Here is a 23,537-nt window from a genome sequence, read left to right as displayed (position 1 = left end):
CCCCTTTGTCCATCCACCCCGCTGTCCATCTGTCCGCACCTTCCAATACGTGCATCCACCACCTAGGTACTTTCATTCGGAGAGGCGAACCATGTCGGAGACGAGGTCCGAAGCACCACTGATCGACGCGGAGGAGGATCTGTCGCCCGCGCCACCCGTGGCCGAGGCCCGGCGTCGGCTGCGGGCCCACCCCGCGCTCGTCCTTCTCGGCATCGTGCTGGCCTCGCTCAACATGCGCGCCGCCCTCTCGGGCGTATCGCCGCTGGTCGGCGAGATCGGCGACCACTTCCACCTCACGGCCACCGTGAGCAGCCTGGTCACCACCATCCCCCTGATCTTCATGGGCCTCGGCTCGATCGCCGCCCCCAAGCTGGCCCGCCGCTGGGGCACCGAGACGGTGCTCTTCGGCGCGCTCGCGCTGCTGTGCGGCGGCATCCTGCTGCGCATCGCCCCGCCCGTCGTCGCGCTCTTCGTCGGCTGCGCCCTCGTCGGCACCGCGATAGCCCTGCTCAACGTGTTGATGCCGGGCCTGATCAAGCGGGACTTCCCGGAGAAGGCCGCGGCCATGACCGCGCTCTACTCCACCGCCATGATCCTCGGCGCGACCGCCTCCGCGGCCGCCGCCGTACCGCTGGAGAACGCCCTCGGCGGCTGGCGCGGCTCGCTCGCCTCCTGGTCCGTACTGGCCGCCGTCGCCGCGCTCGTCTGGATCCCCCAGGTGCTCATCGCCCGCCGCGGCACCAAGCACGGCGCTGCCGCCGGCACCCCGAAGCACCTCGTCGAAGACGGGCCGAACCTCTCGCGTTCGCCCCTCGCCTGGCAGATCACGCTGTTCATGGGCTCGCAGTCGCTGGTCGCGTACGTCTGCATCGCCTGGATGCCGACGATCTTCACCGACAACGGCATGAGCAAGAGCCAGGCCGGACTCGTCTTCGCGTTCAACACGCTGGTCCAGATGGTCGGTTCGTTCGTCGTGCCGATGCTCGCCGGGCGGGTGCGCAGCCAGCGGCTGCTCGCCGTCGCGGTCGTCGCCCTCATGGCGGTCGGCATCGCCGGACTGCTGGCCGCGCCGGTGGCCGGGGCCTGGGTATGGGCCGCGCTGCTCGGCGTCGGCCAGGGCGGCGCCCTCGGGCTCGCCCTCACCATGATGGTGCTCCGCACCCGCGACGCCCACACCGCCGCCCGCCTCTCGGGCATGGCCCAGACCTGGGGCTACCTCCTCGCCGCCGCCGGCCCCCTCGCCCTCGGCGCCGTCCACCAGGTCACCGGCGGCTGGTCCATACCCATCGCCATCCTCCTCGCCGTCTGCGTCGGCCTCGTCCTCCTCGGCCTCGGCGCCGGCCGCGACCGCAAGATCTGACGCCATCCGCTCCGATCCCCCACACACACCACGCCGGACGGGCCGCCCACGGCCGCCGCCCCATTCAGCCCGTCCGGCGATTGAGGACCGGGGTCCGGGGCAGCGCCCCGATCTCTGGCCCGCACCCGAACGCGCACCGGCACCCGCACCCCCCAAGCCCGTCCGGCGATTGAGGACTTGGCCCGGCCGCCGAAAATGGCGCGACCCCTCCCCCGGCCCCCGGCAGACTTGGGGCCATGTCCACGCACCCCACCGTCACCGTCCCCGCCAGACTGGCCGAGTTCCACGCCGGGTACGGCGACGGCACCACCGGCACCGGTCCGGCCTGGGTGGCCGGGCTGCCGGGCCTGGCCGCCGAGTTTCTGGACCGGTGGCGGCTGCGGCAGGACGGCGCCCCCATGCACGGCATGGTCGCGCTCGTACTGCCTGTCGTGCGGAGCGACGGCACGCCCGCGGCGCTCAAGTTCCAGCCCGTGGACGAGGAGAGCGTCGGGGAACCCGTGGCGCTGCGCGCGTGGGGCGGGGACGGGGCCGTACGCCTTCTCGACCACGACGCGGAGTCGGGGACGATGCTCCTGGAACGCCTCGACGCGGGGCGTTCGCTCGCGCACGTGGCGGACGCCGAAGCGGCCCTCAAGGACCTCGCCGAGCTGCTGGCGCACCTCGTGGACCGGCCCGCGCCCGCCGGGTTGCGCACCCTCGCCGACATCGCCGCGGAGATGCTCGACGACGTGCCGGAGGCGCTTCCCGAGCTGCGCGACCCGGCCGATCGCGAACTGCTGCGGCGCTGCGCCGCGGCCGTACGCGAGGTGGCCGGCGAACCCGGCGACCGGCTGCTGCACTGGGACCTGCACTACGAGAACGTGCTGGCCCCGCCGCCCGGTTCGGCGGACCGCGGGTCCTGGCTGGCCATCGATCCCAAGCCGCTCGCCGGCGACCCCGGGTTCGACCTGATGCCCGCCCTCCACAACCGCTGGGACGAGGTCGTGGCCACCGGCGACGTACGCCGTGCCGTACGCCGCCGGTTCGACCTCATGACGGACGTGGTCGGCCTGGACCGGGCGCGGGCCGCGCGCTGGACGCTCGGCCGGGTGCTGCAGAACTCCCTGTGGGACGTGGAGGACGGCGAGCACGCCATCCGGCCGGAGCAGGCGGCCATCGCCCGCGCCCTGCTGGACCTTTGAGGAACCGGCGAGCCCCGGCGCCCCCGACGTCTCCCGGCGCCCCCACGTCAACAGCCCACAGAGAATCCGGCCCCTACAATGCGGCCCCTACGCCCCCGCCTGCCCCAGCCACGCCAGCGCCCCCGCCGTCAGCGCCGTCACCCCCGTGCTGATCGTCGGTTCTATGACGGGGGCGAAGAACGGGGAGTGGTTGGAGGGCACGTCCTGGTCGCTGGTGCCGGCCTGGCGCGCGGCCTCGTAGGTCTTCGGGTCGATGCCGCCGAAGAGCCAGTAGCACAGCGGGGCCCCGGCCGAGGTGGCGAGGATGCCGACGTCCTCGCTCCCGGTGAGGGGGCCGGGCGCCAGTAGGCTGTCCTCGCCCAGTTCGGCGCCGATGGCCGCCATCGTGCGCCGCGTGGCGTCCGCGTCGTTGACCATGACCGGGAAGGCGTCGACGGGCTCGATGTCCGGTTCGCGCTCCGCGCCCGAGGCGGCGGCCTCCGCCCGTACGATCCGTTCGACGGCGGCGAGCACCCGGGTGCGTACGGCCTCGGTGTAGCTGCGGATGTTGACCTTGATCTCGGCCTCGTCCGGGATGATGTTGTCCTTGCTGCCGGCCTGGATGGAGCCGACCGTCACCACCGCCGTGTCGCCCCCGGCGACCTCGCGGGAGACGACCGTCTGGAGCCGCAGCACCGTGGCGGCGGCCATCACCACCGGGTCGACGGTCGTCTCGGGGCGCGAGGCGTGGCCGCCGCGCCCGTACAGCCGTACGCGCAGGGTGTCGGTGGCGGAGAAGGCGGGGCCGGGGTGGCAGCCGACCATTCCGGCGGGCATCGGCACCACGTGCTGGCCGAGGACGACGTCCGGGGCGCCGAACCGCTCGTGGAGGCCGTCGGCGACCATGGCCCGCGCGCCCTGGCCGAGTTCCTCGGCGGGCTGGAAGACGCCGAGCACCGTGCCGGACCAGTGCGCGCGCCCTTGGGCGAGGAGCTGGAGCGTGCCGAGCAGGCACGTGACGTGCATGTCGTGGCCGCAGGCGTGCATGACCGGGACTTCCTTGCCCTCCGGGTCCGTACCGGTGGCGGTCGAGGCGTAGGGCAGGCCGGTCTGTTCGCGCACCGGCAGCCCGTCGAAGTCGGCGCGCAGCAGCACCGTCGGGCCCTCGCCGTTGCGCAGCACCGCGACGACGCCGGTGCGGCCGACGCCGGTGGTCACCTCGTATCCGTACGAGGCGGCGCGGCGGGCGACCTCGGCGGCGGTGCGGTGTTCGGCGAAGGACAGCTCGGGGTGGGCGTGCAGATCGCGGTAGAGGTCGGCCAGCGGCTCCTTGATGCCGTCCAGCCCGTCGAGAACCGTTCGTGTCGCCGTTGTCATTGACGCGCTCCTCTGCTCGGTTGTCGCTCCTCACACACTCCCACTCACAGGACAGTTGTACGCCTGCCCACTGACAACGCCACCGCGCGGAAGCGGTGGCGTGGTCAACGGCGGTGTGCGGGAGGGCGGATCAGTCGTCCCCGGCGACCGTCAGCGAGCGCAGCTTCTGCCCCGCGTACCAGGTGGCGACGACCGTGACGCCGATCAGCAGGACCAGCGCGAGCGGCAGCCCGACCGCCGAGCTGATGGCCCCGTCCGCGCCGATCTTCTGGGCGAGGGCGAGGGCCCACTGCTGGACGCTGAGGGTGCGCGCCCCGTCGACGATGCTGCCGAACAGGGCCTCCCACACGAGGGCGTAGACGAGGCCGACGACGACGGCGTGCCGGGTGACGGTGCCCAGCAGCAAGAAGATGGCGCTGTAGGCGATGGAGGCGACGGCCGCGGCGACGGCGTAGGCCACCGCGATCTGCTGGCTGTTGCCGTTGAGCAGGAATCCGGCGATCAGGGTCGGTACGGCCGAGAAAGCGACGCTCACGCCGATCGCCACGAGCAGTTTGGTGAAGATGATCGTGGGCCGTTTGACGGGCTTGGCCAGCAGGTAGACCACGGAGCCGTCGTCGATCTCCGGGCCGATCGCGCCCGTACCGGCGATGACGCCGATCAGCGGGACCATGGTGGCGAGCGCGAAGCCGCCCAGGACGTCGGCGGCGGTCTGGTCGTCGGCGCCGGTCATGGCGCGGATGGCGGCCGCGATGACCAGCAGCAGTACGGGCAGCGCGCACAGGATGAGGGCCCGGCGGCGGCCGAGAAGGGCCCGGTAGGTGAGCCGGGCGACGGTGTGGTTGTACATCGCTTCGAGGCTCCTTTCAGGCCGCTACGAGGTAGGAGAAGACCGATTCCAGGGACTCGTCCGAGGGCGAGACCGCGTACAGCCGGATGGACCGGTCCCGGGCCACCCGGGGCAGGAACTCGGTGAACCGGGCGAAGTCCACGGCCTGGATGTGCAGGGCGCCCTCGCCGAGGTCGACCTCGATGCCCGCCGTGGAGGGGTCGGCGATGAGGGCCGCGGCGAGCGCCCGGTCGTCGCTGGAGCGTACGAGGTAGCGGTGCGGGCGGTCCGTCATCAGCCGGCGGATCTTGCGGAAGTCGCCGGAGGCCGCGTGCCGGCCCGCGACGATCACCTCGATGTGCGCGGCGAGTTGTTCGACCTCTTCGAGGATGTGGGAGGAGAACAGCACCGTACGGCCGTCGGCGCCCATCCGCCGCAGCAGGTCCATGAGCTGCATGCGCTGGCGCGGGTCCATGCCGTTGAACGGCTCGTCCAGGAGGAGCACCGCGGGGTCGTGCACGAGGGCGGAGGCCATCTTCACGCGCTGCCGCATGCCCTTGCTGTACGTGGCGATCTTGCGGTCCTGGGCGTGCTCCATCTCGACCGTGGCGAGGGCCCGGCGGGCCTCCTCGGCGCCGAGGCCGTGCAACTCGGCGTTGGCCACGACGAATTCGCGGCCGGTCAGGAAGTCGTACATGCCCTCGCGCTCGGGGACGATCCCGATGTGGCGGTAGATCCCCTCGTTGCGCCAGATCGTCGCTCCGTCGAGGGTGACGGCGCCGGTCGAGGGGGCCAGGAAGCCGCCCATCATGTTGATGAGGGTGGATTTCCCCGCGCCGTTGGGGCCGAGCAGTCCGGTCACGCCGGGGCCCACCCGCATGGAGACGTCGTTGACGGCGACCACATTGCCGAACCAGCGCGAGACATTGTCGATATGGATGGTCGTCATGGGCGCGGCCCGTTCCTTCGGGGGGTGGTGGTGGACGGCGGTACGGTCTCGGCGGCGGTCACAGCCCGACCTTCCGGTAGCGGCGCATCAGCAGCCCGTACGCGCCGGCGATCAGGCCGAGGAGCACGATCACGTAGACCACGCCCTGGCCGGCGGAGGGGCCGTAGCCGCCGGGGAAGGACGACGAGGCGGAGAGGAACGCCGTCTGCACGCCGTCGATGACCGTGATCGGTGAGAAGAGGCCCAGCCAGGGGATCACGTCGGTGCTGCCCTGGGTGTCCGCGATGCCCTGGATGGTGGAGACCGCCCCGTAGGAGATGGTCAGCACGGCGATGACGGCGGCGACGCCGAAGCCGCGGCGCGGGGTGAGGGCCGCGACGACCAGGCCGATTCCGGCGAACAGGAGCGAGAGCAGGGCCACGGAGACGATTCCTTGCGCGAATCCCTTCGTCTGGTCGACGAAGTCGAGTTTGGCGAGCAGGGCGCCGATATAGAGGATCACCAGGGGGACGCCGGTCAGCATGAAGAGGGCCGACGCCATGGCGGCGAACTTGGCGACCACATAGTCGACGCGCTCTATAGGACGCGAGAAATAGAGCGGGACGCTCTTGTAGCGCAGGTCCCGGGAGACGGACTGCGGGGCCTGGGCGGCCAGGAAGAGCCCGATGACGCCCTGGAGGAGCACCGCGTACCGCGTGTACTGCACGGGCAGCTTCTCCTGCTGCGTCGTGATGGTGACGGCCACCAGGATGACGGCCGGCGCGCACATCACGGCGAGCAGGATCATCGGCAGGACCTTGGACTTCGCGGAGCGGCCCAGGCCGTACGCGCCGCGCAGGCTCTGCGAGAAGAGCGAGCGGCGGGCGTACGCGCGCCCCAGGCGCGGCCCGTCGTAGTTCCGGTAGCCAATGTTGTGGATGACGTCGGCGGCCGGGGCGGCCGCCGCCTTGGTGCCGGACCTGGTCTCAGGCGACATGGTGGGCGGCTCCCTTCTCGTTCGCGTCGGGGCGCGCGGGCCCGCCGGTCGTCGCGCCGCCGTCGCCGGCGCTCGCGCTCCCGCCGTCACCGGTGTCGTCGCGGAAGATCTCGGATATGTGGTGGCGGCGCTGTTCCATCCGGACCAGGCCCAGGCCCAGCCCGGCGACGGTGTCGCGCACGACGTCGTACGTCTCCTCGCCGTCCACGTCGACCAGCAGGACGTGCCCGGCGGCGTACGCGCTGTCCGAGGAGCGCCCCATCGGCTGCACGGCGAGCCCGGCGTCGGCGAGGGCCTTGCCGAGCGCCTTGGTGCCGTCCGGGTGCGTGTCGGTGTCCGTGACCTCCACGGCGAGGGACGCCGTGGTCTGCGTGAAGTCGCTGGTGGAGCTGGAGCGCAGCAGTTTGCCGCCGTCGATGACCACGACGTGGTCGCAGGTGCGCTCCAGCTCGCCGAGCAGGTGCGAGGTGACCAGGACCGAGATCCCGAAGTCGGTGTGCACGCGGCGGATCAGGCCGAGCATGTCGTCCCGGCCGACCGGGTCGAGGCCGTTGGTCGGCTCGTCCAGGAGCACGAGTTGCGGGTCGTGCACGAGGGCCTGGGCGAGCTTCACGCGCTGCTTCATGCCCGTCGAGTAGCCGCCGATGGGGCGGTAGCGCTCCTCGTAGAGGCCGACGTGGCGCAGCGTGTCGGCGGTCCGCTCGCGGGCCGCGGTGGGCGGCAGCCCGGACATCCGCGCCATGTGGACGACGAACTCGGTCGCCGAGACGTCCGGCGGCAGGCAGTCGTGCTCGGGCATGTACCCCACCCGCTCGCGGATGGCGCTGCCCTCCGTCGCGACGTCGAGCCCGAGCACGGCGGCCCGGCCCTCGGTGGCGGGGGACAGGCCGAGCAGAATCTTGATCAGCGTCGACTTGCCGGCCCCGTTCGCGCCCACCAGGCCGGTCACACCCGGCGTGATGTCGACGGAGAGCCGGTCAAGCGCGGTCACCCGGGGGAACCGCTTGCTCAGGCTTTCGATGGCGATCACAGTCACGTCCCCGACGGTAGTGGCGCGGACCACAGGTGGCGTCAGCCCAGATAACGGGATGTGTGTCGTCCTCCGGTCTGACACCCCCGTAAGGGCCGGTGGAGTTCGCCGAGTTATCCACAGGCCGGCCCGACCCCTTGACGCAGCCGCCGCGCATTGTCACATTCATCAGTGTCAAGTTACGGACTGGCCCCGGCCCCTCACTGGGCGCATCCGGGGTCCCTGCTCACGGACCGGACGGACAGGTGGCGATGACCTCAGCCATGACCTCAGCCGTGACCTCGGCCACGGCCTCGGCGGTCGACCGGGAACGCGCCGCGGAGCTGCGCGGCTTCCAGCGGGTGCAGCGCCTCGCGTACGACTGCGCCGAGGCGGTCGCCGCCCAGCTCAGGCCGGGGGTGACGGAGCGGGACGCGGCGCGGATGCAGCGGGAGTGGCTGCGGGCCCGCGGGGTGCGGGACTGGTTCCATCTGCCCTTCGCCTGGTTCGGGGACCGCACGGCCTTCGTCAACTTCCGGGTGCCGCTCCAGTTCTTCCCGACCAACCGGAGGCTGGAGCCGGGGATGCCGTTCATCCTCGACATGGCCCCGGTGCACGGCGGATTCACCGCCGACATCGGGTATTCGGGCGTGCTGGGGCTCAATCCGCTGCACGACCGGCTCCTCGACGACCTGCGGGCGCACCGCGAGCTGATTCTGGCCGAGGTGCGCGAGCGCCGCTCCCTGCGCGAGATCTACGAGGACGTCGAGCGGCTCATGGTCCGCCAGGGGTACGCCAACCGGCACCGCGCCTACCCGTTCGGCGTGATCGCGCACAAGGTGGGCCGCGTCAAGGAGCGCCGCTGGTCGCCGCACGTCTTCGGGTTCGGCACCCAGGCGCTCAAGGGGCTGGCCTCCGACGCGCTGCACGGCCACCGGGAGGGCTGGTCGCCGCTGTGGAGCCCGTACGCCTTCTCCGACCATCCGCCGCGGCCCGGACTGTGGGCGGTCGAACCCCACCTCGGCTTCCGGGGCACGGGCGCGAAGTTCGAGGAGCTTCTGGTCGTCACGGACTCCCGCGACCCCCAGGAGAGCGCCTTTTGGCTGGACGACGATCTGCCGCACGTGCGGCGACGGCAGGAGGGGCAGGGCGCATGAGCAGCGAGTTCCGGAGCGGGGAAGCGGGCGGGGAGCCCGGTGGGACGGCGGCCGACGAGCCAGGCGGGACGCCGGGCGGCGAACCAGGCGGGAAGCCCGGTGGGCCGGTCGGTGGGTCGGTCGGCGGATCGGTCGGCGGATCGCTCGGCGGGGAGCCCGGTGGATCGGTCGGTGGGGCGGCCGGTGAGGGGCTGGGCGGGGAGGTTTCCCGGGAGGCGCGGCAGGGGCCCGCGGACGGCGTCGACGGGCTGGCGGGGGCGCGCGAGCGGTGGGTCGCCACGGGCGGCGTCGAGCTGTGCGTGGCGGAGCTGGGCGACGCCGCCCGGCCGACGGTGGTGCTGGTGCACGGCTATCCGGACAGCAAGGAGGTCTGGTCCCGCGTCGCCCGGCGGCTCGCCCACCGCTTCCACGTGGTCCTCTACGACGTGCGCGGCTGCGGCCGGTCCACCGCGCCCCGGCCGCTGCGCGGCGGCTTCACGCTGGAGAAGCTGACCGACGACTTCCTGGCGGTGGCGGAGGCGGTGAGCCCCGACGCGCCAGTCCACCTGGTCGGCCACGACTGGGGCTCGGTGCAGGCGTGGGAGTTCGCCACCGTACGGCGCGCGGAGGGCCGGATCGCCTCCTTCACCTCCATCTCCGGGCCCTCCCTGGACCACTTCGGCCACTGGATCAAGAAGCGGACGGCGCGCCCCACCCCCCGCCGGCTCGGCCAACTGCTCGGCCAGGGCGCCAAATCGTGGTACGTGTACGCGCTGCACACGCCGAAGCTCCCGGAAGCCGTCTGGCGCGGCCCGCTCGGCAAGCACTGGCCCGCTGTCCTGGAGCGGCTGGAGAAGGCGCCCGGCGACGGCTACCCCACGCCGTCGCTGCCGACCGACGCGGCGCACGGGGCGTGGCTGTACCGCGACAACGTACGGGCCCGGATGCGCCGGCCCCGCGCCGACGCGTACGCCCACGCGCCGGTGCAGCTCATCGTCCCGACCGGCGACATCTTCCTGTCCGAGCGGCTCTACGACGAGCTGGAGCAGTGGGCTCCGGGGCTCGTGCGGCGCACCCTGCCGGCCAAGCACTGGGCGCCGCGCACCCGGCCCGACCAACTGGTCGCCTGGATCACGGAGTTCGTCGACGCCCAGGAGGAGGGCGACCCCACGAAGAGCGCCGCTCCGAAGGGCGGCAAAAGCCCGTACGCGGCCCGGTTCGGCGGGCAGTTGGTCCTGGTGACCGGCGCGGCCGGCGGCATCGGCCGGGCCACCGCCTTCGCCTTCGCGGAGGCCGGGGCGCGCCTGGTGGCGGTGGACCGGGACGCGGAGGGCGCGGCCCGCACCGCCGAGCTGGCCCGGCTCATCGGCGCCCCGGAGGCCTGGGCCGAGGCGGTCGACGTCGGCGACGAGCAGGCCATGGAGAAGCTCGCCGACAAGGTCGCCGCCGCGTACGGCGTCGTGGACGTGCTGGTCAACAACGCGGGCATCGGGCTGTCCGGCCCGTTCATGAGCACATCGGCCGAGGAGTGGCGGAGGGTCCTGGACGTCAATCTGTGGGGCGTCATCCACGGCTGCCGGACCTTCGGCAAGCAGATGGCCGACCGCGGGCAGGGCGGCCACATCGTCAACACCGCCTCCGCGTCGGCCTTCCAGCCCTCGAAGGCGCTGCCCGCTTACAGCGCGTCCAAGGCCGCGGTGCTGATGCTCAGCGAGTGCCTGCGCGCCGAACTGGCCGGTCAGGGCATCGGGGTCTCGGCGATCTGCCCCGGCATCGTCAACACCGGCATCGCCGCGACGGCGCGCTTCACGGGCGTCTCGGAGGACGAACAGCGGCGCCTGCGCGCCAAGTCCGCCCGGCTGTACGGGATGCGCGGCTACCCGCCGGAGAAGGTCGCCGACGCGATCCTGAAGGCCGTCGTCCGCAACCAGGCGGTCGTCCCGGTCACCCCGGAGGCGCGCGGCGCACGCCTGCTGTCCCGCTTCGCGCCGAAGGCGCTGCGCGCCATCGCCCGTATCGACCCGCCCCTGTAGGGCCGCCGCGCGGAAGCCGTCGGAGAAGAGCCGTACGTGCCGGACAGGGACGTACGCGCCTGACAAGAGCGGCACGGAAGCCGTCGGAGAAGAGCGGCACGGGAGCCGTCGGAGAAGAGCCGCACGTGCCCGACAAGAGCGGCACGGAGGACGTCGGAGAGGAGCCGCATGTGAGCGAGCACGGCGAGCACTACGAGATAGCCCCGCGGCGAGTCGCGTTCGACTGGCGGCGCACGCCGCTGCACTGGATACCGGACGAGCCCACCGCCACCCACGTCATCAACGTGCTGCACCTGCTGCTGCCCGCGGGCGAGCGGTGGTTCGTCAAGGTCTTCAAGGAGGGCCTGCCGCTGATACGCGACCCGGAGCTGCTCAAGGACGTCAAGGGCTTCATGGGGCAGGAGGCGACGCACAGCGTGCAGCACGCCTATGTCCTCGGCCACCTCGCCGAGCAGGGCCTGGACACCGGCCCGTACACCCGGCACGTCGACTTCCTCTTCGACGTGCTGCTCGGCGAGCGCCCGCCGCGGGGCATACCCGTCCCGGCCGAGGAGTGGCTGCGCTTCCGGCTGGCGGTCATCGCCGCGATAGAGCAGTTCACGGCGGTGCTGGGCGACTGGGTGCTGCGCGCCGAGGGGCTGGACCGGGCGGAGCCCGACCCGGTCATGCTCGACCTGCTGCGCTGGCACGGCGCGGAGGAGGTCGAGCACCGGGCCGTGGCCTTCGACATGTACCAGCACTGCGGCGGCGCGGGGCTGCCGCGCTACACCCGCCGGGTGCTCGGCATGGCCGTCACCGCGCCCGTCATCACGTACCTCTGGGCCTGGGGCGCGGCCTACCTCCTGCGCCACGACCCCGAGCTGGCGGGCCGCACACGGTACTCGCTGCGCGAGCACAACAGGGCCGTTCGCAAGGGTCTGCTGCCCACCTGGCGGGAACTCGGCTCGGCCGTCCCGCGCTACTTCCGGCGGTCGTACCATCCCTCGCAGGAGGGGTCGCTGCGCAGGGCCGTCGCATACCTGGCGTCCTCGCCGGCGGCGCGGGCCGCCGCGGGCGCGGCCGGCCGCGCGGCCGTCTCCTAGGAAGTCTCACGAGGAGCGACAGCGTGTCCGAGCAGTCACCGGCGGAGTACCGGATCGAGGAGCTGGCCCACCGCAGCGGCGCCACGGTCCGTACGATCCGCGCCTACCAGGACCGCGGGCTGCTGCCGAAGCCGGAGCGCCGGGGCCGCGCCAACGTGTACGGGGACTCGCACCTGGTGCGGCTGCGGCAGATCTCCGGCCTGCTGGACCGCGGCTTCACCCTGGCCTCCATCAAGGAGCTGCTGGAGGCGTGGGACGCGGGGCGGGGGCTCGGCGGGGTGCTGGGCCTGGTCGCCGAGGTCGACGGGCCGTGGACGGACGAGGAGACCGGGCGGATAACGCGCGCGGAGCTGGACGAGCGGTTCGGCGGGGAACCGGACGACGAGGCCGTCGAGGACGCCGTGGAGCTCGGCGTCCTGGTGCGGGTCGCCGGGGCCCGGGACGAGTTCCTCGTGCCCAGCCCGCAGGAGCTGGCCGTCGCCGCCGAACTGCACGCCGCGGGCATCCCGCTGCTCGCCATCTCCGGCCACCTCCGCGAGTTGCGGAGCCAGGTGGAGCACATCGCCGGGCGCTTCCTCGACTTCACCACGGAACACGTCTTCCAGCAGTACTTCGACCACACCCCGAGCGACGACGAGGCGGCGGAGGCCGCCTCCCTGGTGCGGCGGCTGCGGCCGCTCGCCCAGCAGACCGTGGACGCGGAGCTGGCCCGCGCCATGCGCACGCTGGCCACCCGCTATCTGCGCCGCCGGCTCAGCGAGGTGACCGCCTCTCCCCCGCGCGCCGCCGCCCCGTGCCCCGCCCGGCCCGCCGCGCCCCGCTCCCGCGCCGAGGAGCCGGTCGCCCTCCCGGCCGACCTGCTACGCGCGGTGCGCGAGCTGGTCGGCGAGGAGAACGCGGCCGCCTTCGTCACGGCCGCGACCCTGCGCGAGGTCCAGGCCCGCACCATGGACGAGCTGTCCTCCCGCCGCACGTCCCGGCCCTGAGCCCGACCCCGGGAAGCTCCGGGGCGCCGGGACGGACCGTACGCCTGAGGAACGGCGGACGAACGCCCGTACGGCAAAATGGGGCGGTATGGACCGCCCGCACTTCGCCAGCACCGAGGCCGCCGTCGTCGCCGTCCGTGCGGTCGCGCGCGAGTACGGCCTGGCGATCGAGGTCACCGACGACATCGGCGCCGACCGGTCCGCCCGGCGCTCAGCCGCGGGGGTGGGGGTCGTGACCGACGCGGACGGTTCCCTTCCGCACGAGGCGTACATCGAGCTGGGCGGCTCGCCCCGGATCGACATCGAGCTGTACTCCGAGGGCGACGCGAAGATCTCCGTGGACACCGTGGAGTTCCACGACGTACCGCGCGACTCGGTGCCCGATTTCCTGCGGTCCGTGTACGGCGGGCTCGCCCACGTCAAGGGACGTTTCTTCCCGCCCGGCTGGCGGCTCGTGGTGCCGCTGCCCGGGGACGATACCTACAAGGAACTCATCCTGCGCCATGCCCTGACGCCGTGGCTCGGCAGCAGGGTCCGCTGAGCGCTTCGAGCGCGTATCCCGCCCGTAGCACCGACACCGCGCGTAACGGCGACTCCGCCATGGCCTCGCCGTACGGGCCTCACAGCCCCGGCGCGCCCCAGACCGGGAACCAGCGGTTCAGCTCCGTCTCTATCCGCAGATCGTCGCCCAGCAGCCCCCGCACCTGGAGCTCCAGGCCGTTGTCGCGCTTGTCCCCGCCGGGCAGCGGCGCGAAGGGGTAGAACGTGCCCCGCTTGTAGAGGTAGACGAGCGCGAGGGAGCGCCCGTCGGCGTCCTGGAAACCCAGCAGGGAACAGAGCAACTGCGGGCCGAAGCCGCCGTCCTGCAGCAGCGTGTTGACCGCGTGCAGGTCGTTGACCAGCCCCGCCACGTCGTCGGCCGGCTGCCGCGCGAGCAGCCAGGTATAGCCGTACGAGTCCTGGCTGAACTCCACGGGCACGCCGCCGCGCTCCGTGTCCGCGTCGAGGAGCGACCGTACGTCCTGCTGGAGCTGGGTGAACGCCCCGCCCTCGACGCTCGCGAAACACACCGAGCCGAGCCCGGTGGGGGTGAAGCCGGCCCCCGCCTCCAGCGTGATGGCGGCGGACGGCAGGGCGAAGAGCTGGTCCAGGTCAGGACGGACCGGCTTGCTGCGGCCGAGGATGGCGTCGAGAAAGCCCACGGTCGATGGCTCCTGTCGAATCCGGTCGAGGGGTGTCCGGGCGGGTGCCCGAGGCTCCCGAGGCTCTGGACGGAAGTCCAGCGGGCCTACGGGCGCTACGGGCGGCGGGTCGGGTCTACGGGCAGTGGCGCGGGCTACGGGCGGCGGGTCGGGTTCAGGGGCGATGGCACTGGCTACGGGCGGCGAGTCGGGCAGACGGGCAGTCGGGCAGTCGGGCAGGGACAGGCGGGCAGGGGCGGACGGCCACACGGCGGAGGGCCGGACCACCGCCGTCGGCTTACGGGCGTCCGAGCTGGGCCGATATCCTCCCGAGCTGGTCGAGCCGCTGCTCCAGCGTCGGGTGGGAGGAGAGCAGCCGACTCAGGCTCTCCTTGGAGGAGAAGGCGGGCGCGAAGTAGAAGGCGTTGAACGGCTCGGCCTGCCGCAGGTCGCGGGTGGGTATCTGGGACATCTGCCCCGTGACCTTGGTGAGCGCGGAGGCCAGGGCCGAGGGCCGCCCGGTGAGCAGGGCGGCCGCCCGGTCGGCGGACAGCTCGCGGTAGCGGGACAGCAGCCGGGTCAGCAGGAAGCTGATGGCGTAGACGATGGCGCTGATCAGGGGGATCAGCAGCATCGCGATGGCCGTGTTGTTGTCCCGGCCGCCGGCCCGCCGGAAGCCGCCCCACAAGCCGATGCGGGTGATGACGCCCGCCAGGACGCCCAGGAAGGAGGCGATGGTCATGACGGCCACGTCCCGGTGGGCGACGTGCGAGAGCTCGTGCGCGAGCACGCCCTCCAGCTCTTCCGGCTCCAGCCGCCGCAGCAGCCCGGTCGTGGCGCAGACCAGGGCCTTCTTCTGGTTGCGGCCGGTCGCGAAGGCGTTCGGCACGTCGCTGTCGGCTATCGCCACCCGCGGCTTGTCCATGTCGGCGAGCGCGCACAGCCGGTCCACGGCGCCGTGCAGCTCGGGGGCCTCCTGCGGGGTGACCTCCCGCGCGCCCATGCTGAACGCCGCGATCCGGTCGCTGAACCAGAACTGCGCGATGAACAGCCCGCCCGCGATGATCAGGATGACCGGCCAGGCCCCGCGCAACGCCACCATCAGCACACCGACGAACACCACATAGAGCAGTCCGATGAAGAACATGGTGCTCACCATGCGGGTCGTCAGCCCCCTGTCCGGGGCGAATCGTGAGCGTTGCATGGGGAACCTCCAAGGCTCTGTGGACCGTGCCCCCCGCCGTGCCTCTCCCTCGATTGTCCCCCTGGAACGGTTATCAGCGGGATAAGGGACGGTGTGAGGAGCACCGCGAACCGGAATATCGCGACCCGGGATGGGCTCAGGGGAGCTGCGCCACCGCCTCTGTCGCGATCTTCTCGAAGACGGCGTGGTCCGCCTCGAAGAAGGAGTCGGGGATCGGCCAGTGCACCACGATCTCGTCGAAGCCCAGATCGGCGTAGTCGCCCGCGAAGTCGACGAACGCCTCGAAGGACGCCAGCGGCCGGTCCGGCGTGAAGCCGGTCAGCAAAATCTTGCGCGGGGCGGCGCCCTCGCGGCCCACGGCCTCGCACGCCGCGTCCAGCCGCTCCGCCTGCCGGGCGATGGCCGCCCGGGACTCGGCCGGCGTGCCCGTCTCGAAGAGCTTCGGGTCCCCGGTGGTCACCCACGCCTGCCCGTACCGCGCGGCGAGCTCCATGCCGCGCGGCCCGGTCGCGGCGACGGCGAAGGGCAGTCTCGGCCGCTGGAGGCAGCCGGGGATGTTGCGCACCTCGTGCGCCGAGTAGAACGTGCCCTCGTAGGTCACGACGTCCTGGCTGAGCAGGGAGTCGAGCAGCGGCACGAACTCGCCGAAGCGGTCCGCCCGCTCCCGCGGCGTCCACGCCTCCTGGCCCAGCGCGGTCGCGTCGAACCCGGAGCCCCCGGCCCCGATGCCCAGCGTGACGCGCCCGCCGGAGATGTCGTCGAGGGAGATGAGCTCCTTGGCGAGGGTGACCGGATGGCGGAAGTTCGGGGAGGTGACCAGGGTGCCCAGCCGCATGCCCGAGGTGACGGCGGCCGCCGCGGTCAACGTAGGAATCGCGCCGAACCACGGCCCGTCGCGAAAGGAGCGCCACGAGAGGTGGTCGTACGTGTACGCGGTGTCGAAGCCGAGCTCCTCGGCTCGCTGCCACGCCTGTCGGCCCCCGTCGGCCCAGCGTCGGTGAGGAAGAATCACAGTGCTCAGTCGCATGCCCGCGAGCGTAGGCGGTGCCACTGACAACCCGCAGTGACCAGCAGTGACACACCGCACGCGGCGTCCGCGGCCGCTGGGGGCTCTGTGGCGTCCGCATGCGGGGGCGTATATGAGAATGGGGAGCGTGACTTCAGCGACCGAGCAGCCAGGGCCTTCCTTCTCGCAGCGGCCGGCGGCCGCGCCCCGGCTGATCGCGACGGATCTCGACGGGACGCTGCTCCGGGACGACAAGTCCGTTTCGGAGCGTACGGTCGCGGCGCTGGCCGCGGCGGAGCGGGCGGGGATCGAGGTCTTCTTCGTCACCGGGCGACCGGCCCGCTGGATGGATGTGGTCCGCGACCATGTGCACGGGCATGGGCTGGCGATCTGCGCGAACGGCGCCGCCGTCGTGGATCTGCACGGGGACGGACGGTTCGTCGAGGTGCGGCCGCTGGAGACCGAGGACGCCTCGGCCGTCGTCGGGACGCTGCGCGACGCCGCTCCGGGCACCTCGTTCGCCATCGAGCGCACCAGCGGCATCGACTACGAGCCGAGTTACCCGCCCTTCCATCTGGACCCGGGTGCCGTCGTCGCCCCGGCGGAGGAGCTTCTGACGGAGGAGGGCGGGTCGCCGGGGCCGATACTCAAGCTCCTGGCGCACCATCCGGAGTTCGCCCCGGACGACTTCCTCGCCCTCGCCCGTACGGTCGGCGGCGAGTACGCCTCGTTCACCCGGTCCAGCCCGACGGCGCTGCTGGAGATCAGCGCGCTCGGCGTCAGCAAGGCCAGCACTCTGGCCCGCTGCTGTGCCGAGCGCGGGATCGCGCCGCAGGAAGTGGTGGCGTTCGGCGATATGCCCAACGATCTGGAAATGCTCAGTTGGGCGGGGACCGGGTACGCGATGGCCAACGCGCACCCCGAGGTGCTGGCCGCGACGCCGCGCCACGCCGCCGCCAACAACGAGGACGGCGTCGCGGCCGTCATAGAGCGGATCATCGCCGCCTGAGGCAGGTGAGCCGGCTCCGGGTATCAGGTACGGCCCCCGGCCGCCGGTTCAGCCCCGTACGCATTCCAGCCCGTACACGCGCCGCGCGTTGCGGGCGGCGATGAGGGCGGCGACCCGCTCGGCGTCCGGCGCCGACCACGCGCCGTCCTCGACCCAGCGGCCCAGCAGCGCGCGCAGCGCCGTACGGAACAGCTCGGCGCCGACGACGTACAGCTCCGGCAGTCCGTAGGCGTCGGTGGAGAAGAGCAGCTTGCCGAACGGCGCCAGCTCCAGAAACTCGGCCAGGACCGCCTCGGCGCGCGTCCCCGTGTGGGTGAGGGACAGCCCGACGTCGGCGTAGACGTGCGGGAAGACGTTGGCGAGGTAGGCGGCCTGGCGGTGGTACGGGTAGCCGTGCAGCAGGACCAGGGGGCCGCCGGCGCCGGCTGTGGCCCGTACGAAGTCCGTGAGCAGCACCGGGTCCGCGCGGTCGAGCCGCAGGTCGGGGTCGCCGAAGCCGGTGTGCAGTTGCAGCGGCAGCCCGGTGGCCACCGCCAGCCACAGCAGATGGCGCAGGAGCACCGGATCGGTGACCCGGTCGCCCGCGCGGCGGCCCGTCAGCCAGGCGCGGGCGGCCGTGTGGACCGCGTACGGGGCGGGCGGCTCGGGGGCGAGCGCCAGCCCGTGGCGGTAGGCGGCGACGGATTTGAAGCCCACGGCCGTACGGGCCGCCGCCCGCACGGCCTCCTCGACGCCCGCGACGAAGGCGGGGGCGGCGTCCCCCGGGGCCCGCGCGGCAGGTCCCCGGGGCAGGCCGTCCGCGATCCGCTCCGCCAGCGTCTCCAGGCGGACGATCTCGCGGGCCGTGCCGCCCCCGGCGCCCGCCAGCTCGTCGGGGCCGGTGAGGTCGCCGGGCAGCCCGGTGTCGACGAGGTAGGCGCCGATCCCGGTCCCCCGCAGCAGCGCCTTGCGGCTCTTGTACGGGCCCAGCTCGCGGCGGCGCGCGAGATAGGCGGCGGGCGGACAGTGCGGCTCCAGGCCGAGCAGCGGCGGGCACCAGCGCCGCACCGCGAAGCCCGTCTGGGTGTCGAAGAAGGTGGTGCCCGGCGGAGCGGGCGCGTCCGACTCGGTGAGGTGGCTCTCGAAGGCACGGGCGTCCAGCTCCCCCCGGAGCACGCCGTGGCAGTGGTGGTCGACCAGCGGCGGCAGCGGCAGCCAGGCCATCAGTACCGCCAGCGGGTCGCGGCCACGACCTCCTCCGGGGCGCGGCCCGCGCTCCGTTCCGCTTCCGCCCGCCGCACGGCGACGAGCGCCCCATGGAGGACGTCTCCCATCGCGTCGCGCAGTACTTCTTGTCGCTCGAAAAGGTCGGTGGCTTCGGTGAGCGTCGAGGGGAGCTGGTCGATGGCGCGCTCGCGGCGTTCCGCTTCGCTGAGCGCCCCCGGGTCGCCGACGACCGGCGGCGGCAGTTTCGCGCCGGTGGCGACGCCGTTCAGGCCCTCGGCGATGACCGATCCGGCGAGCAGGTACGGGTTGGCCGCGGCGTCCACGCACTTGATCTCCGCGTTGCCGCCGTCCGGGTCGTCCCAGACGCCCCGCACCAGCCGCAGCGCCGCCTCCCGGTTCTCCACTCCCCAGCAGCGGTAGGCACCCGCCCACTGGGAGGGCCTCAGCCGCAGGTAACTGGCGGGCGAGGGGGCGCCGACGGCGGACAGGGCCGGCAGGGCGTCCAGGACGCCCCCGAGGAACGCGACGGCCGCCGGGTCGAGCCCGTACGGCGCGCCGCTCTCGCGGTGCAGGCTGCGTCCGTTCCGGCCGAGGCTGAAGTGCAGATGGCAGCCGGTGCCGACCTCCCCGGCCAGGGCGACGGGCGCGAAGGTGACGCGCAGGCCGTGCCGCGCGGAGACGGCCCGTACGGTCTCGCGGACGAGCACCACCTCGTCCGCGGCGCCCACCGGGTCGGCGGGCGCGGTGGACACCTCGAACTGGCCCGCCCCGTACTCGGGGTGGATCTGGTGCACCTCGATGCCCTGGGCGGCCAGGGCCTCGGCGACGGCCCGGACGTAGTCGGAGAGTTCGACGATCCGCGTCATGCCGTAGGCCGGCCCCGCGCAGGCGGCGTCGAACGCGCCGTCGGGCGCGGGCCGGGAGACCGCCCACTCCGTCTCGAACCCCATCCGCACCTCGAAGCCGGCTTCGGCGGCCCGCTCCGCCATCCGGCGGGCGAACTGCCGCTGGCAGCAGGCGTACGGGGTGCCGTCCTGGCCGTAGCGGTCCACGGGCGCCCAGGCCCAGCCCGGCTGGGCGGCGAGCACGGTCAGCCGGCGGAGGTCGGGGATGAGCCGCAGATCACCGTCGGGGCCGCCGACGTGCGGGGAGGCGGTGATGTAGTCGTCGCAGGTGTAGACGTCGAAGATGGGCGACATGCCCACGCCGCGCTCCGCGACGGCCGCGAGCCGGGCGGTCGGCACGGTCTTGACCCGGGTGATGCCCGCGTTGTCGACCCAGGTGAGCGCGATGACGTGGACGCCCTCGGCGGTGAGCCGCGCCGCCTCCTGGCGGGGCGTCGGCCGCTGTTCGGCGGTGCGTGCCTCCGTGGTGCTGTCGTCAGCCATGCGGTCTCCTCGTCCGGCCGGGCGCGTCCCGCCGGCCGTGCCTCGTCGGATGCCGTGCCCCGGCGTCCATGGCGCGCCGTACCGGTGTCCATGTCCCGATCGCACGCCTTCGACGCGCGGCCGGCGGGAGGAGCCGGCGCTTCAGCCATACGCCGCGCCTCCTCGGCCGTGGAACACGCTCCCGGCACCGCGTCACCCACGTTCCCCGGTCACCGACGCCGCCGTAAAGCACGCCCCTTCAGCCGACATGAGCGAAATAAACCGGGCCGCCGGGCCTATTTCACAGCCGCACGCCTGTCACAAGCGCACGCGGCACGCCTGACCCAGCCGCCCCACACGTCCTTCCCAGCCGCCGCGCGCCTTCACCTCCGCACGCCTTCCACAGCCGCACACCGCACGCTGCCCCGGCGGCCCGGCCGCCGGCCTGTCCCAGCCGCACACCGCACGCCCGTCACAACCGCACGCCGCGCGCCTTCAGCCATGCCACCGGATCGACGGCCGTCCCGTACTCGGGCCCCTTCCGCACCTCGAAGTGCAGGTGGGGGCCGGTGGAGTTGCCGGTCGAGCCGGACAGCCCGATCCAGTCGCCGGCCCGCACCCGCGTGCCCCGCGCCACATAGAGCGCCGACAGATGGGCGTACTGCGTGTACCAGCCCCCCGGGTGCCGGATCACCGCGCTGATGCCGAAGGCGTCCCCGCAGCCGACCGAGACGACCGTGCCCGCGCCGATGGCCCGTACGGGCGTGCCGACCGGTACCGCGAAGTCCTGCCCGGTGTGGCCCTTCGCCCAGCGCGAGCCCGAGCCGCCGAAGCCCGCGGACAGCTCGTACGACGCCACGGGCCGCGTCCAGCCCACGCCCGCGGCGAGCGAGACGGCGGACGAGCCCGCCGCCGCGGGGCGCGGCAGCGCGCCGCACTTGCCGTTGGCCGAGGCCGCCGCCGCCATCCAGCGCAGCGCGCCGCGCGCCGTCTCCAGCCGCCGCTCGGCGCGCTGCTCCCGGCCGCGCAGCCGCGCGGTCCGCTGGGTCAGTGCGTGCCAGGCGGCGGTCGCCACCCGCTCCTCGGCGGCCAGCTTCGCGCTCATGCGGCGCGTTTCGCCCGTCATGCGCTGCAGGCCGTCCGCGCGCTGCCGCACCGCCGCCTGACGGTGCAGCAGCTCCCAGGGGCCGCCCCAGGCCGGTACGCGGACGTCGGCGCTCAGGGCCCGCAGGCCGCGCCGCTCACGTGCGAGCGCCGCCGTCTCCTCGCGCAGCGCCGCCGCCGCGGCCCGGCGGTCCCGCAGCATCACCGCGAGCCGCGCCGACCGCAGCCGCTGCGCCCGCTCCACGCTCCGCCCCTGCTCGTAGCCAGCCTTGGCGCTCTGCGCCGCCGCCTCCAGCCGCAGCACCTCGGAGCTGGCCCGCGCCATGAGCTGAGGGGCGCTCAGCGCGGCGGTGGGGCCGGGGCCGGTGAGCGAGATCAGCCCGGCCAGGACCAGGCCGAGCGCGCACAGGGCGCCGAGGGGACGCGGCCGGCGGCTCCAAGGCCACGGGCTGCCGGGACGGCCGCGGGGCCGGCGGCCGAGCCGGAGGGGACGGCGGATACGGCCCGGCCGAAAGGGGCGTAGGGGACGGAGGAGACGCACGGGACGACGGTGGGAGCATCGCATGCTTGGGATCGTTTCCCGGCACGTGCCCGACCGCTCGCGCAGAGGACCGATTGGCGCAACGGCCGCCCCATGGAGGCGTTCCCGGCCGAACCCGGCCTCTTCTTTTAAAGAAGGGCCCGCTTTTGCCTCAGGGCGTCCATATAGGTGTCCATGGAGACGTCCCTGAAAGGGTGCCTGACGACCTCCCTGAATGGGTGCCCGAGGGCATCCCTGGATGGGCGCTCGAAGACCTCCCTGAACGGGCGGCTAAAGAGGCGCCTCCCACACCACGCGCGAGCCGCCGCCGTCCTCCCCGAGCCCCGGGCCGTACGTACTGGAGCCGCCCAGCGACTCGGCCCGCTTGGCGAGGTTCTTCAGGCCGCTGCGGCGGCCGCCCTCGGGGATGCCGATTCCGTCGTCGGCGACGGTGAGCCGCACCCCGTCGCGACCGTCCGGCAGCTTGGCCGTCGCGTCGACGACCACCTCGATCCGGGACGCCTCGGCGTGCCGGAAGGCGTTCGACAGCGCCTCCCGCAGCGCGGCGATGAGGTTCTTGCCGGTCAGCTCGCCGACCTTCGCGTCGACCGGCCCGACGAAGGACGCGGAGGGCTGGAAGCCCAGCGGCACGGCGGCCGTCCCGATCTCCCGCAGGACGCGGGTGCGCAGCCCCGCGGGGGCCTCCGCCGGCCCCTGCTGCAACGCGAAGATCGCGGTACGGATCTCCTGGATCGTCACGTCCAGCTCGTCCACGGCCTGCCCGACCTTGACCTGCACGTCGGGCACGATCGCCTTGCGCTGCGCGCTCTCCAGCATCAGCCCGGTGGCGAACAGCCGCTGGATGACCAGGTCGTGCAGGTCGCGGGCGATCCGGTCGCGGTCCTCGTAGACGGCCAGGCGCTCCCGGTCGCGCTGCGCGTCGGCGAGTACGAGCGCGAGCGCGGCCTGCGCGGCGAACTGGGCCGCGAGGGTGCGTTCGGTGTCGGTGAACTTGCGGTCGCCGCGGCTCCTGGGCGTGGCGAGGGTGCCCAGCACCCGGTCGCCGTTCTTGAGCGGCAGCAGCATGCTCGGGCCGAAGAGCGGCGCCGCGTCGGTGATCATGCGTTCGTCGGTGGCCGAGTCGTCGACGTACACCGGTTCCCCGGCGAGGAGCTGGGAGACGACGGGGCTGTGCGGCGGTATCACCGTGCCGAGGAGCCCGGCGGCGTTGTCGGCGCTGACCGCCACCATCTCCAGGCCGCCCTCGTTGTCGGGCAGCAGCACGATGCCCGCGGCCGAGTCGGCGAGGCGGCGGGCCTGCTCGGCGACGACGACGAGGGCGTCCTCGGCGTCGCTGCCGGAGAGCAGCGCCGTGGTGACGGCCACCGAGCCGTCGATCCAGCGCATCCGCTGGCGGCCCTCCTCGTAGACGCGCGCGTTGCCGATCGCGATGCCCGCCTCGGTGGCCAGCACCCGCACCATGTTCAGGTCGGCGTCGCTGAACAGCCCGCCGCCGCGCTTCTCGGCGAGGTAGAGATTGCCGAAGGTCTCGCCCTGCACCTTGATCGGGACCCCCAGGAAGGTGTGCATCGGCGGGTGGTTCGGCGGGAAGCCCGCGTAGCGCGGGTCCGCCGTCAGATCGGCGAGTATGACCGTCTCGGGCCGTCGGATGAGGGCGCCGAGGAGTCCGCGGCGGCCGTCGGGCAGGCCGCCGATCAGCGCCTGCTGTTCCTCGGACACGCCGTAGGTGATGAATTCCGACAGCCCTTGGCCCTCGGCGTCGATGACGCCGATCGCGGCGTACTCGGCGTCGGCGAGCTCCGCCGCGGTCTCCGCGATGCGGTCGAGCGTGGTGCGCAGCTCCAGCCCGTTGCCGACCGACCGCATGGCTTCCAGCAGCCGCGGCACGCGGGCGGTCAGCTCCGTGGAGAGGCCCTGGAGGCTGCGGTTCGCCTCGGTGGCGATGTCCAGCGGATCGGTTGGGTCCAGCGGGTCCCGAGGGCTCGGTGAGTCCTGTGGTGCTGACGTGGCTGCCATAAA

The 23,537-nt window shown here is 73.2% G+C and carries 20 protein-coding genes; 8 read left to right on the top strand and 12 right to left on the bottom strand.

Translation table 11 applies throughout. The features are described from left to right. The first annotated feature begins 91 nt into the window (after positions 1-91). Positions 92-1,360, top strand: a complete 1,269-nt coding sequence (locus IF55_RS09280) for a CynX/NimT family MFS transporter (RefSeq protein ID WP_030882386.1) — start codon at positions 92-94, stop codon at positions 1,358-1,360. Between the two features lie 236 nt (positions 1,361-1,596). Beyond that, on the top strand, positions 1,597-2,544 hold the full coding sequence (locus IF55_RS09275; protein ID WP_030882384.1) for an aminoglycoside phosphotransferase family protein: 948 nt from the start codon (positions 1,597-1,599) through the stop codon (positions 2,542-2,544). An 87-nt stretch (positions 2,545-2,631) separates the two neighbouring features. On the opposite strand, the gene IF55_RS09270 is transcribed toward IF55_RS09275, so the two are convergent. From IF55_RS09270 to IF55_RS09250, 5 genes are all read right to left on the bottom strand, one after another. Further along, positions 2,632-3,900 (bottom strand): amidohydrolase, encoded by a 1,269-nt coding sequence (locus IF55_RS09270; protein ID WP_048831790.1) that lies wholly within the window; start codon positions 3,898-3,900, stop codon positions 2,632-2,634. A 130-nt stretch (positions 3,901-4,030) separates the two neighbouring features. Then, complete coding sequence (locus IF55_RS09265) at positions 4,031-4,750, bottom strand: ABC transporter permease subunit (protein WP_030882372.1); 720 nt, start codon at positions 4,748-4,750, stop codon at positions 4,031-4,033. A 16-nt stretch (positions 4,751-4,766) separates the two neighbouring features. After that, entirely contained in the window at positions 4,767-5,678 is a 912-nt protein-coding gene (locus IF55_RS09260) for an ABC transporter ATP-binding protein (protein WP_030882369.1), read from the bottom strand. Positions 5,679-5,736: 58 nt separating this feature from the next. Next, on the bottom strand, positions 5,737-6,654 hold the full coding sequence (locus tag IF55_RS09255) for an ABC transporter permease (RefSeq protein ID WP_030882366.1): 918 nt from the start codon (positions 6,652-6,654) through the stop codon (positions 5,737-5,739). Beyond that, positions 6,644-7,717, bottom strand: coding sequence for an ABC transporter ATP-binding protein (locus IF55_RS09250; protein ID WP_037964777.1), 1,074 nt, complete (start codon positions 7,715-7,717; stop codon positions 6,644-6,646). The genes IF55_RS09255 and IF55_RS09250 overlap by 11 nt, the downstream gene beginning before the upstream one ends. Positions 7,718-7,947: 230 nt before the next feature. On the opposite strand from IF55_RS09250, the gene IF55_RS09245 reads away from it, so the two are divergent. The 5 genes from IF55_RS09245 (at position 7,948) to IF55_RS09225 (ending at position 13,441) form a co-directional block, all read left to right on the top strand. Beyond that, on the top strand, positions 7,948-8,820 hold the full coding sequence (locus IF55_RS09245) for a M24 family metallopeptidase (protein ID WP_030882360.1): 873 nt from the start codon (positions 7,948-7,950) through the stop codon (positions 8,818-8,820). Continuing rightward, positions 8,817-10,832: an SDR family oxidoreductase gene (locus IF55_RS09240; RefSeq protein ID WP_245661123.1), complete on the top strand. Its 2,016-nt coding sequence runs from the start codon at positions 8,817-8,819 to the stop codon at positions 10,830-10,832. Before IF55_RS09245 ends, IF55_RS09240 begins: the two co-directional genes overlap by 4 nt. Before the next feature lie 170 nt (positions 10,833-11,002). Next, a complete protein-coding gene (locus tag IF55_RS09235) occupies positions 11,003-11,914 on the top strand; it encodes a metal-dependent hydrolase (RefSeq protein WP_030882355.1) in 912 nt (303 codons plus the stop codon). Positions 11,915-11,937: 23 nt separating this feature from the next. After that, positions 11,938-12,900 carry a MerR family transcriptional regulator gene (locus tag IF55_RS09230; protein WP_030882351.1) on the top strand — a complete coding sequence of 321 codons (963 nt, stop codon included), beginning with the start codon at positions 11,938-11,940 and terminating at the stop codon, positions 12,898-12,900. Positions 12,901-12,988: 88 nt separating this feature from the next. Continuing rightward, positions 12,989-13,441, top strand: a complete 453-nt coding sequence (locus IF55_RS09225; protein ID WP_030882349.1) for a hypothetical protein — start codon at positions 12,989-12,991, stop codon at positions 13,439-13,441. A gap of 79 nt (positions 13,442-13,520) precedes the next feature. Here IF55_RS09225 and pspAB read toward each other — a convergent pair whose 3' ends face one another. The 3 genes from pspAB to IF55_RS09210 form a co-directional block, all read right to left on the bottom strand. Then, positions 13,521-14,102: a PspA-associated protein PspAB gene (gene pspAB / locus IF55_RS09220; RefSeq protein ID WP_030882347.1), complete on the bottom strand. Its 582-nt coding sequence runs from the start codon at positions 14,100-14,102 to the stop codon at positions 13,521-13,523. A gap of 277 nt (positions 14,103-14,379) precedes the next feature. Beyond that, complete coding sequence (gene htpX, locus IF55_RS09215) at positions 14,380-15,285, bottom strand: zinc metalloprotease HtpX (RefSeq protein ID WP_030882345.1); 906 nt, start codon at positions 15,283-15,285, stop codon at positions 14,380-14,382. 136 nt (positions 15,286-15,421) lie between these two features. After that, the gene (locus tag IF55_RS09210) at positions 15,422-16,312 is read right to left on the bottom strand and encodes an LLM class flavin-dependent oxidoreductase (protein ID WP_030882342.1); all 891 of its coding nucleotides are present in this window, start codon (positions 16,310-16,312) and stop codon (positions 15,422-15,424) included. A 118-nt stretch (positions 16,313-16,430) separates the two neighbouring features. On the opposite strand from IF55_RS09210, the gene IF55_RS09205 reads away from it, so the two are divergent. Next, entirely contained in the window at positions 16,431-17,300 is an 870-nt protein-coding gene (locus IF55_RS09205) for an HAD family hydrolase (RefSeq protein ID WP_030882339.1), read from the top strand. 48 nt (positions 17,301-17,348) lie between these two features. Here the strand turns inward: IF55_RS09205 and IF55_RS09200 are convergent, their stop codons facing one another. The 4 genes from IF55_RS09200 to IF55_RS09185 form a co-directional block, all read right to left on the bottom strand. Beyond that, the gene (locus tag IF55_RS09200; RefSeq protein WP_030882335.1) at positions 17,349-18,503 is read right to left on the bottom strand and encodes an amidohydrolase family protein; all 1,155 of its coding nucleotides are present in this window, start codon (positions 18,501-18,503) and stop codon (positions 17,349-17,351) included. Then, positions 18,503-19,894, bottom strand: coding sequence for a glutamine synthetase family protein (locus IF55_RS09195; protein ID WP_030882332.1), 1,392 nt, complete (start codon positions 19,892-19,894; stop codon positions 18,503-18,505). Before IF55_RS09195 ends, IF55_RS09200 begins: the two co-directional genes overlap by 1 nt. Before the next feature lie 451 nt (positions 19,895-20,345). Next, positions 20,346-21,518, bottom strand: coding sequence for a M23 family metallopeptidase (locus tag IF55_RS09190; RefSeq protein ID WP_157854357.1), 1,173 nt, complete (start codon positions 21,516-21,518; stop codon positions 20,346-20,348). A gap of 270 nt (positions 21,519-21,788) precedes the next feature. Further along, positions 21,789-23,534: a sensor histidine kinase gene (locus IF55_RS09185; protein ID WP_078643961.1), complete on the bottom strand. Its 1,746-nt coding sequence runs from the start codon at positions 23,532-23,534 to the stop codon at positions 21,789-21,791. Positions 23,535-23,537: the final 3 nt, after the last annotated feature.

Origin of the sequence: Streptomyces varsoviensis (assembly GCF_000718635.1) — a bacterium.
Lineage (GTDB): Bacteria > Actinomycetota > Actinomycetes > Streptomycetales > Streptomycetaceae > Streptomyces > Streptomyces varsoviensis.
Note: the sequence above shows the minus strand (reverse complement) of the source record. Positions and strands in the feature narration are given on the sequence as shown.

Excerpts from the sequence above, each read along its gene's own strand:
- IF55_RS09280 (WP_030882386.1), top strand. The coding sequence starts at position 92 with ATGTCGGAGACGAGGTCCGAAGCACCACTGATCGACGCGGAGGAGGAT.
- IF55_RS09275 (WP_030882384.1), top strand. The coding sequence starts at position 1,597 with ATGTCCACGCACCCCACCGTCACCGTCCCCGCCAGACTGGCCGAGTTC.
- IF55_RS09270 (WP_048831790.1), bottom strand. The coding sequence starts at position 3,900 with ATGACAACGGCGACACGAACGGTTCTCGACGGGCTGGACGGCATCAAG.
- IF55_RS09265 (WP_030882372.1), bottom strand. The coding sequence starts at position 4,750 with ATGTACAACCACACCGTCGCCCGGCTCACCTACCGGGCCCTTCTCGGC.
- IF55_RS09260 (WP_030882369.1), bottom strand. The coding sequence starts at position 5,678 with ATGACGACCATCCATATCGACAATGTCTCGCGCTGGTTCGGCAATGTG.
- IF55_RS09255 (WP_030882366.1), bottom strand. The coding sequence starts at position 6,654 with ATGTCGCCTGAGACCAGGTCCGGCACCAAGGCGGCGGCCGCCCCGGCC.
- IF55_RS09245 (WP_030882360.1), top strand. The coding sequence starts at position 7,948 with ATGACCTCAGCCGTGACCTCGGCCACGGCCTCGGCGGTCGACCGGGAA.
- IF55_RS09240 (WP_245661123.1), top strand. The coding sequence starts at position 8,817 with ATGAGCAGCGAGTTCCGGAGCGGGGAAGCGGGCGGGGAGCCCGGTGGG.
- IF55_RS09225 (WP_030882349.1), top strand. The coding sequence starts at position 12,989 with ATGGACCGCCCGCACTTCGCCAGCACCGAGGCCGCCGTCGTCGCCGTC.
- htpX (WP_030882345.1), bottom strand. The coding sequence starts at position 15,285 with ATGCAACGCTCACGATTCGCCCCGGACAGGGGGCTGACGACCCGCATG.
- IF55_RS09210 (WP_030882342.1), bottom strand. The coding sequence starts at position 16,312 with ATGCGACTGAGCACTGTGATTCTTCCTCACCGACGCTGGGCCGACGGG.
- IF55_RS09205 (WP_030882339.1), top strand. The coding sequence starts at position 16,431 with ATGGGGAGCGTGACTTCAGCGACCGAGCAGCCAGGGCCTTCCTTCTCG.
- IF55_RS09200 (WP_030882335.1), bottom strand. The coding sequence starts at position 18,503 with ATGGCCTGGCTGCCGCTGCCGCCGCTGGTCGACCACCACTGCCACGGC.
- IF55_RS09195 (WP_030882332.1), bottom strand. The coding sequence starts at position 19,894 with ATGGCTGACGACAGCACCACGGAGGCACGCACCGCCGAACAGCGGCCG.
- IF55_RS09185 (WP_078643961.1), bottom strand. The coding sequence starts at position 23,534 with ATGGCAGCCACGTCAGCACCACAGGACTCACCGAGCCCTCGGGACCCG.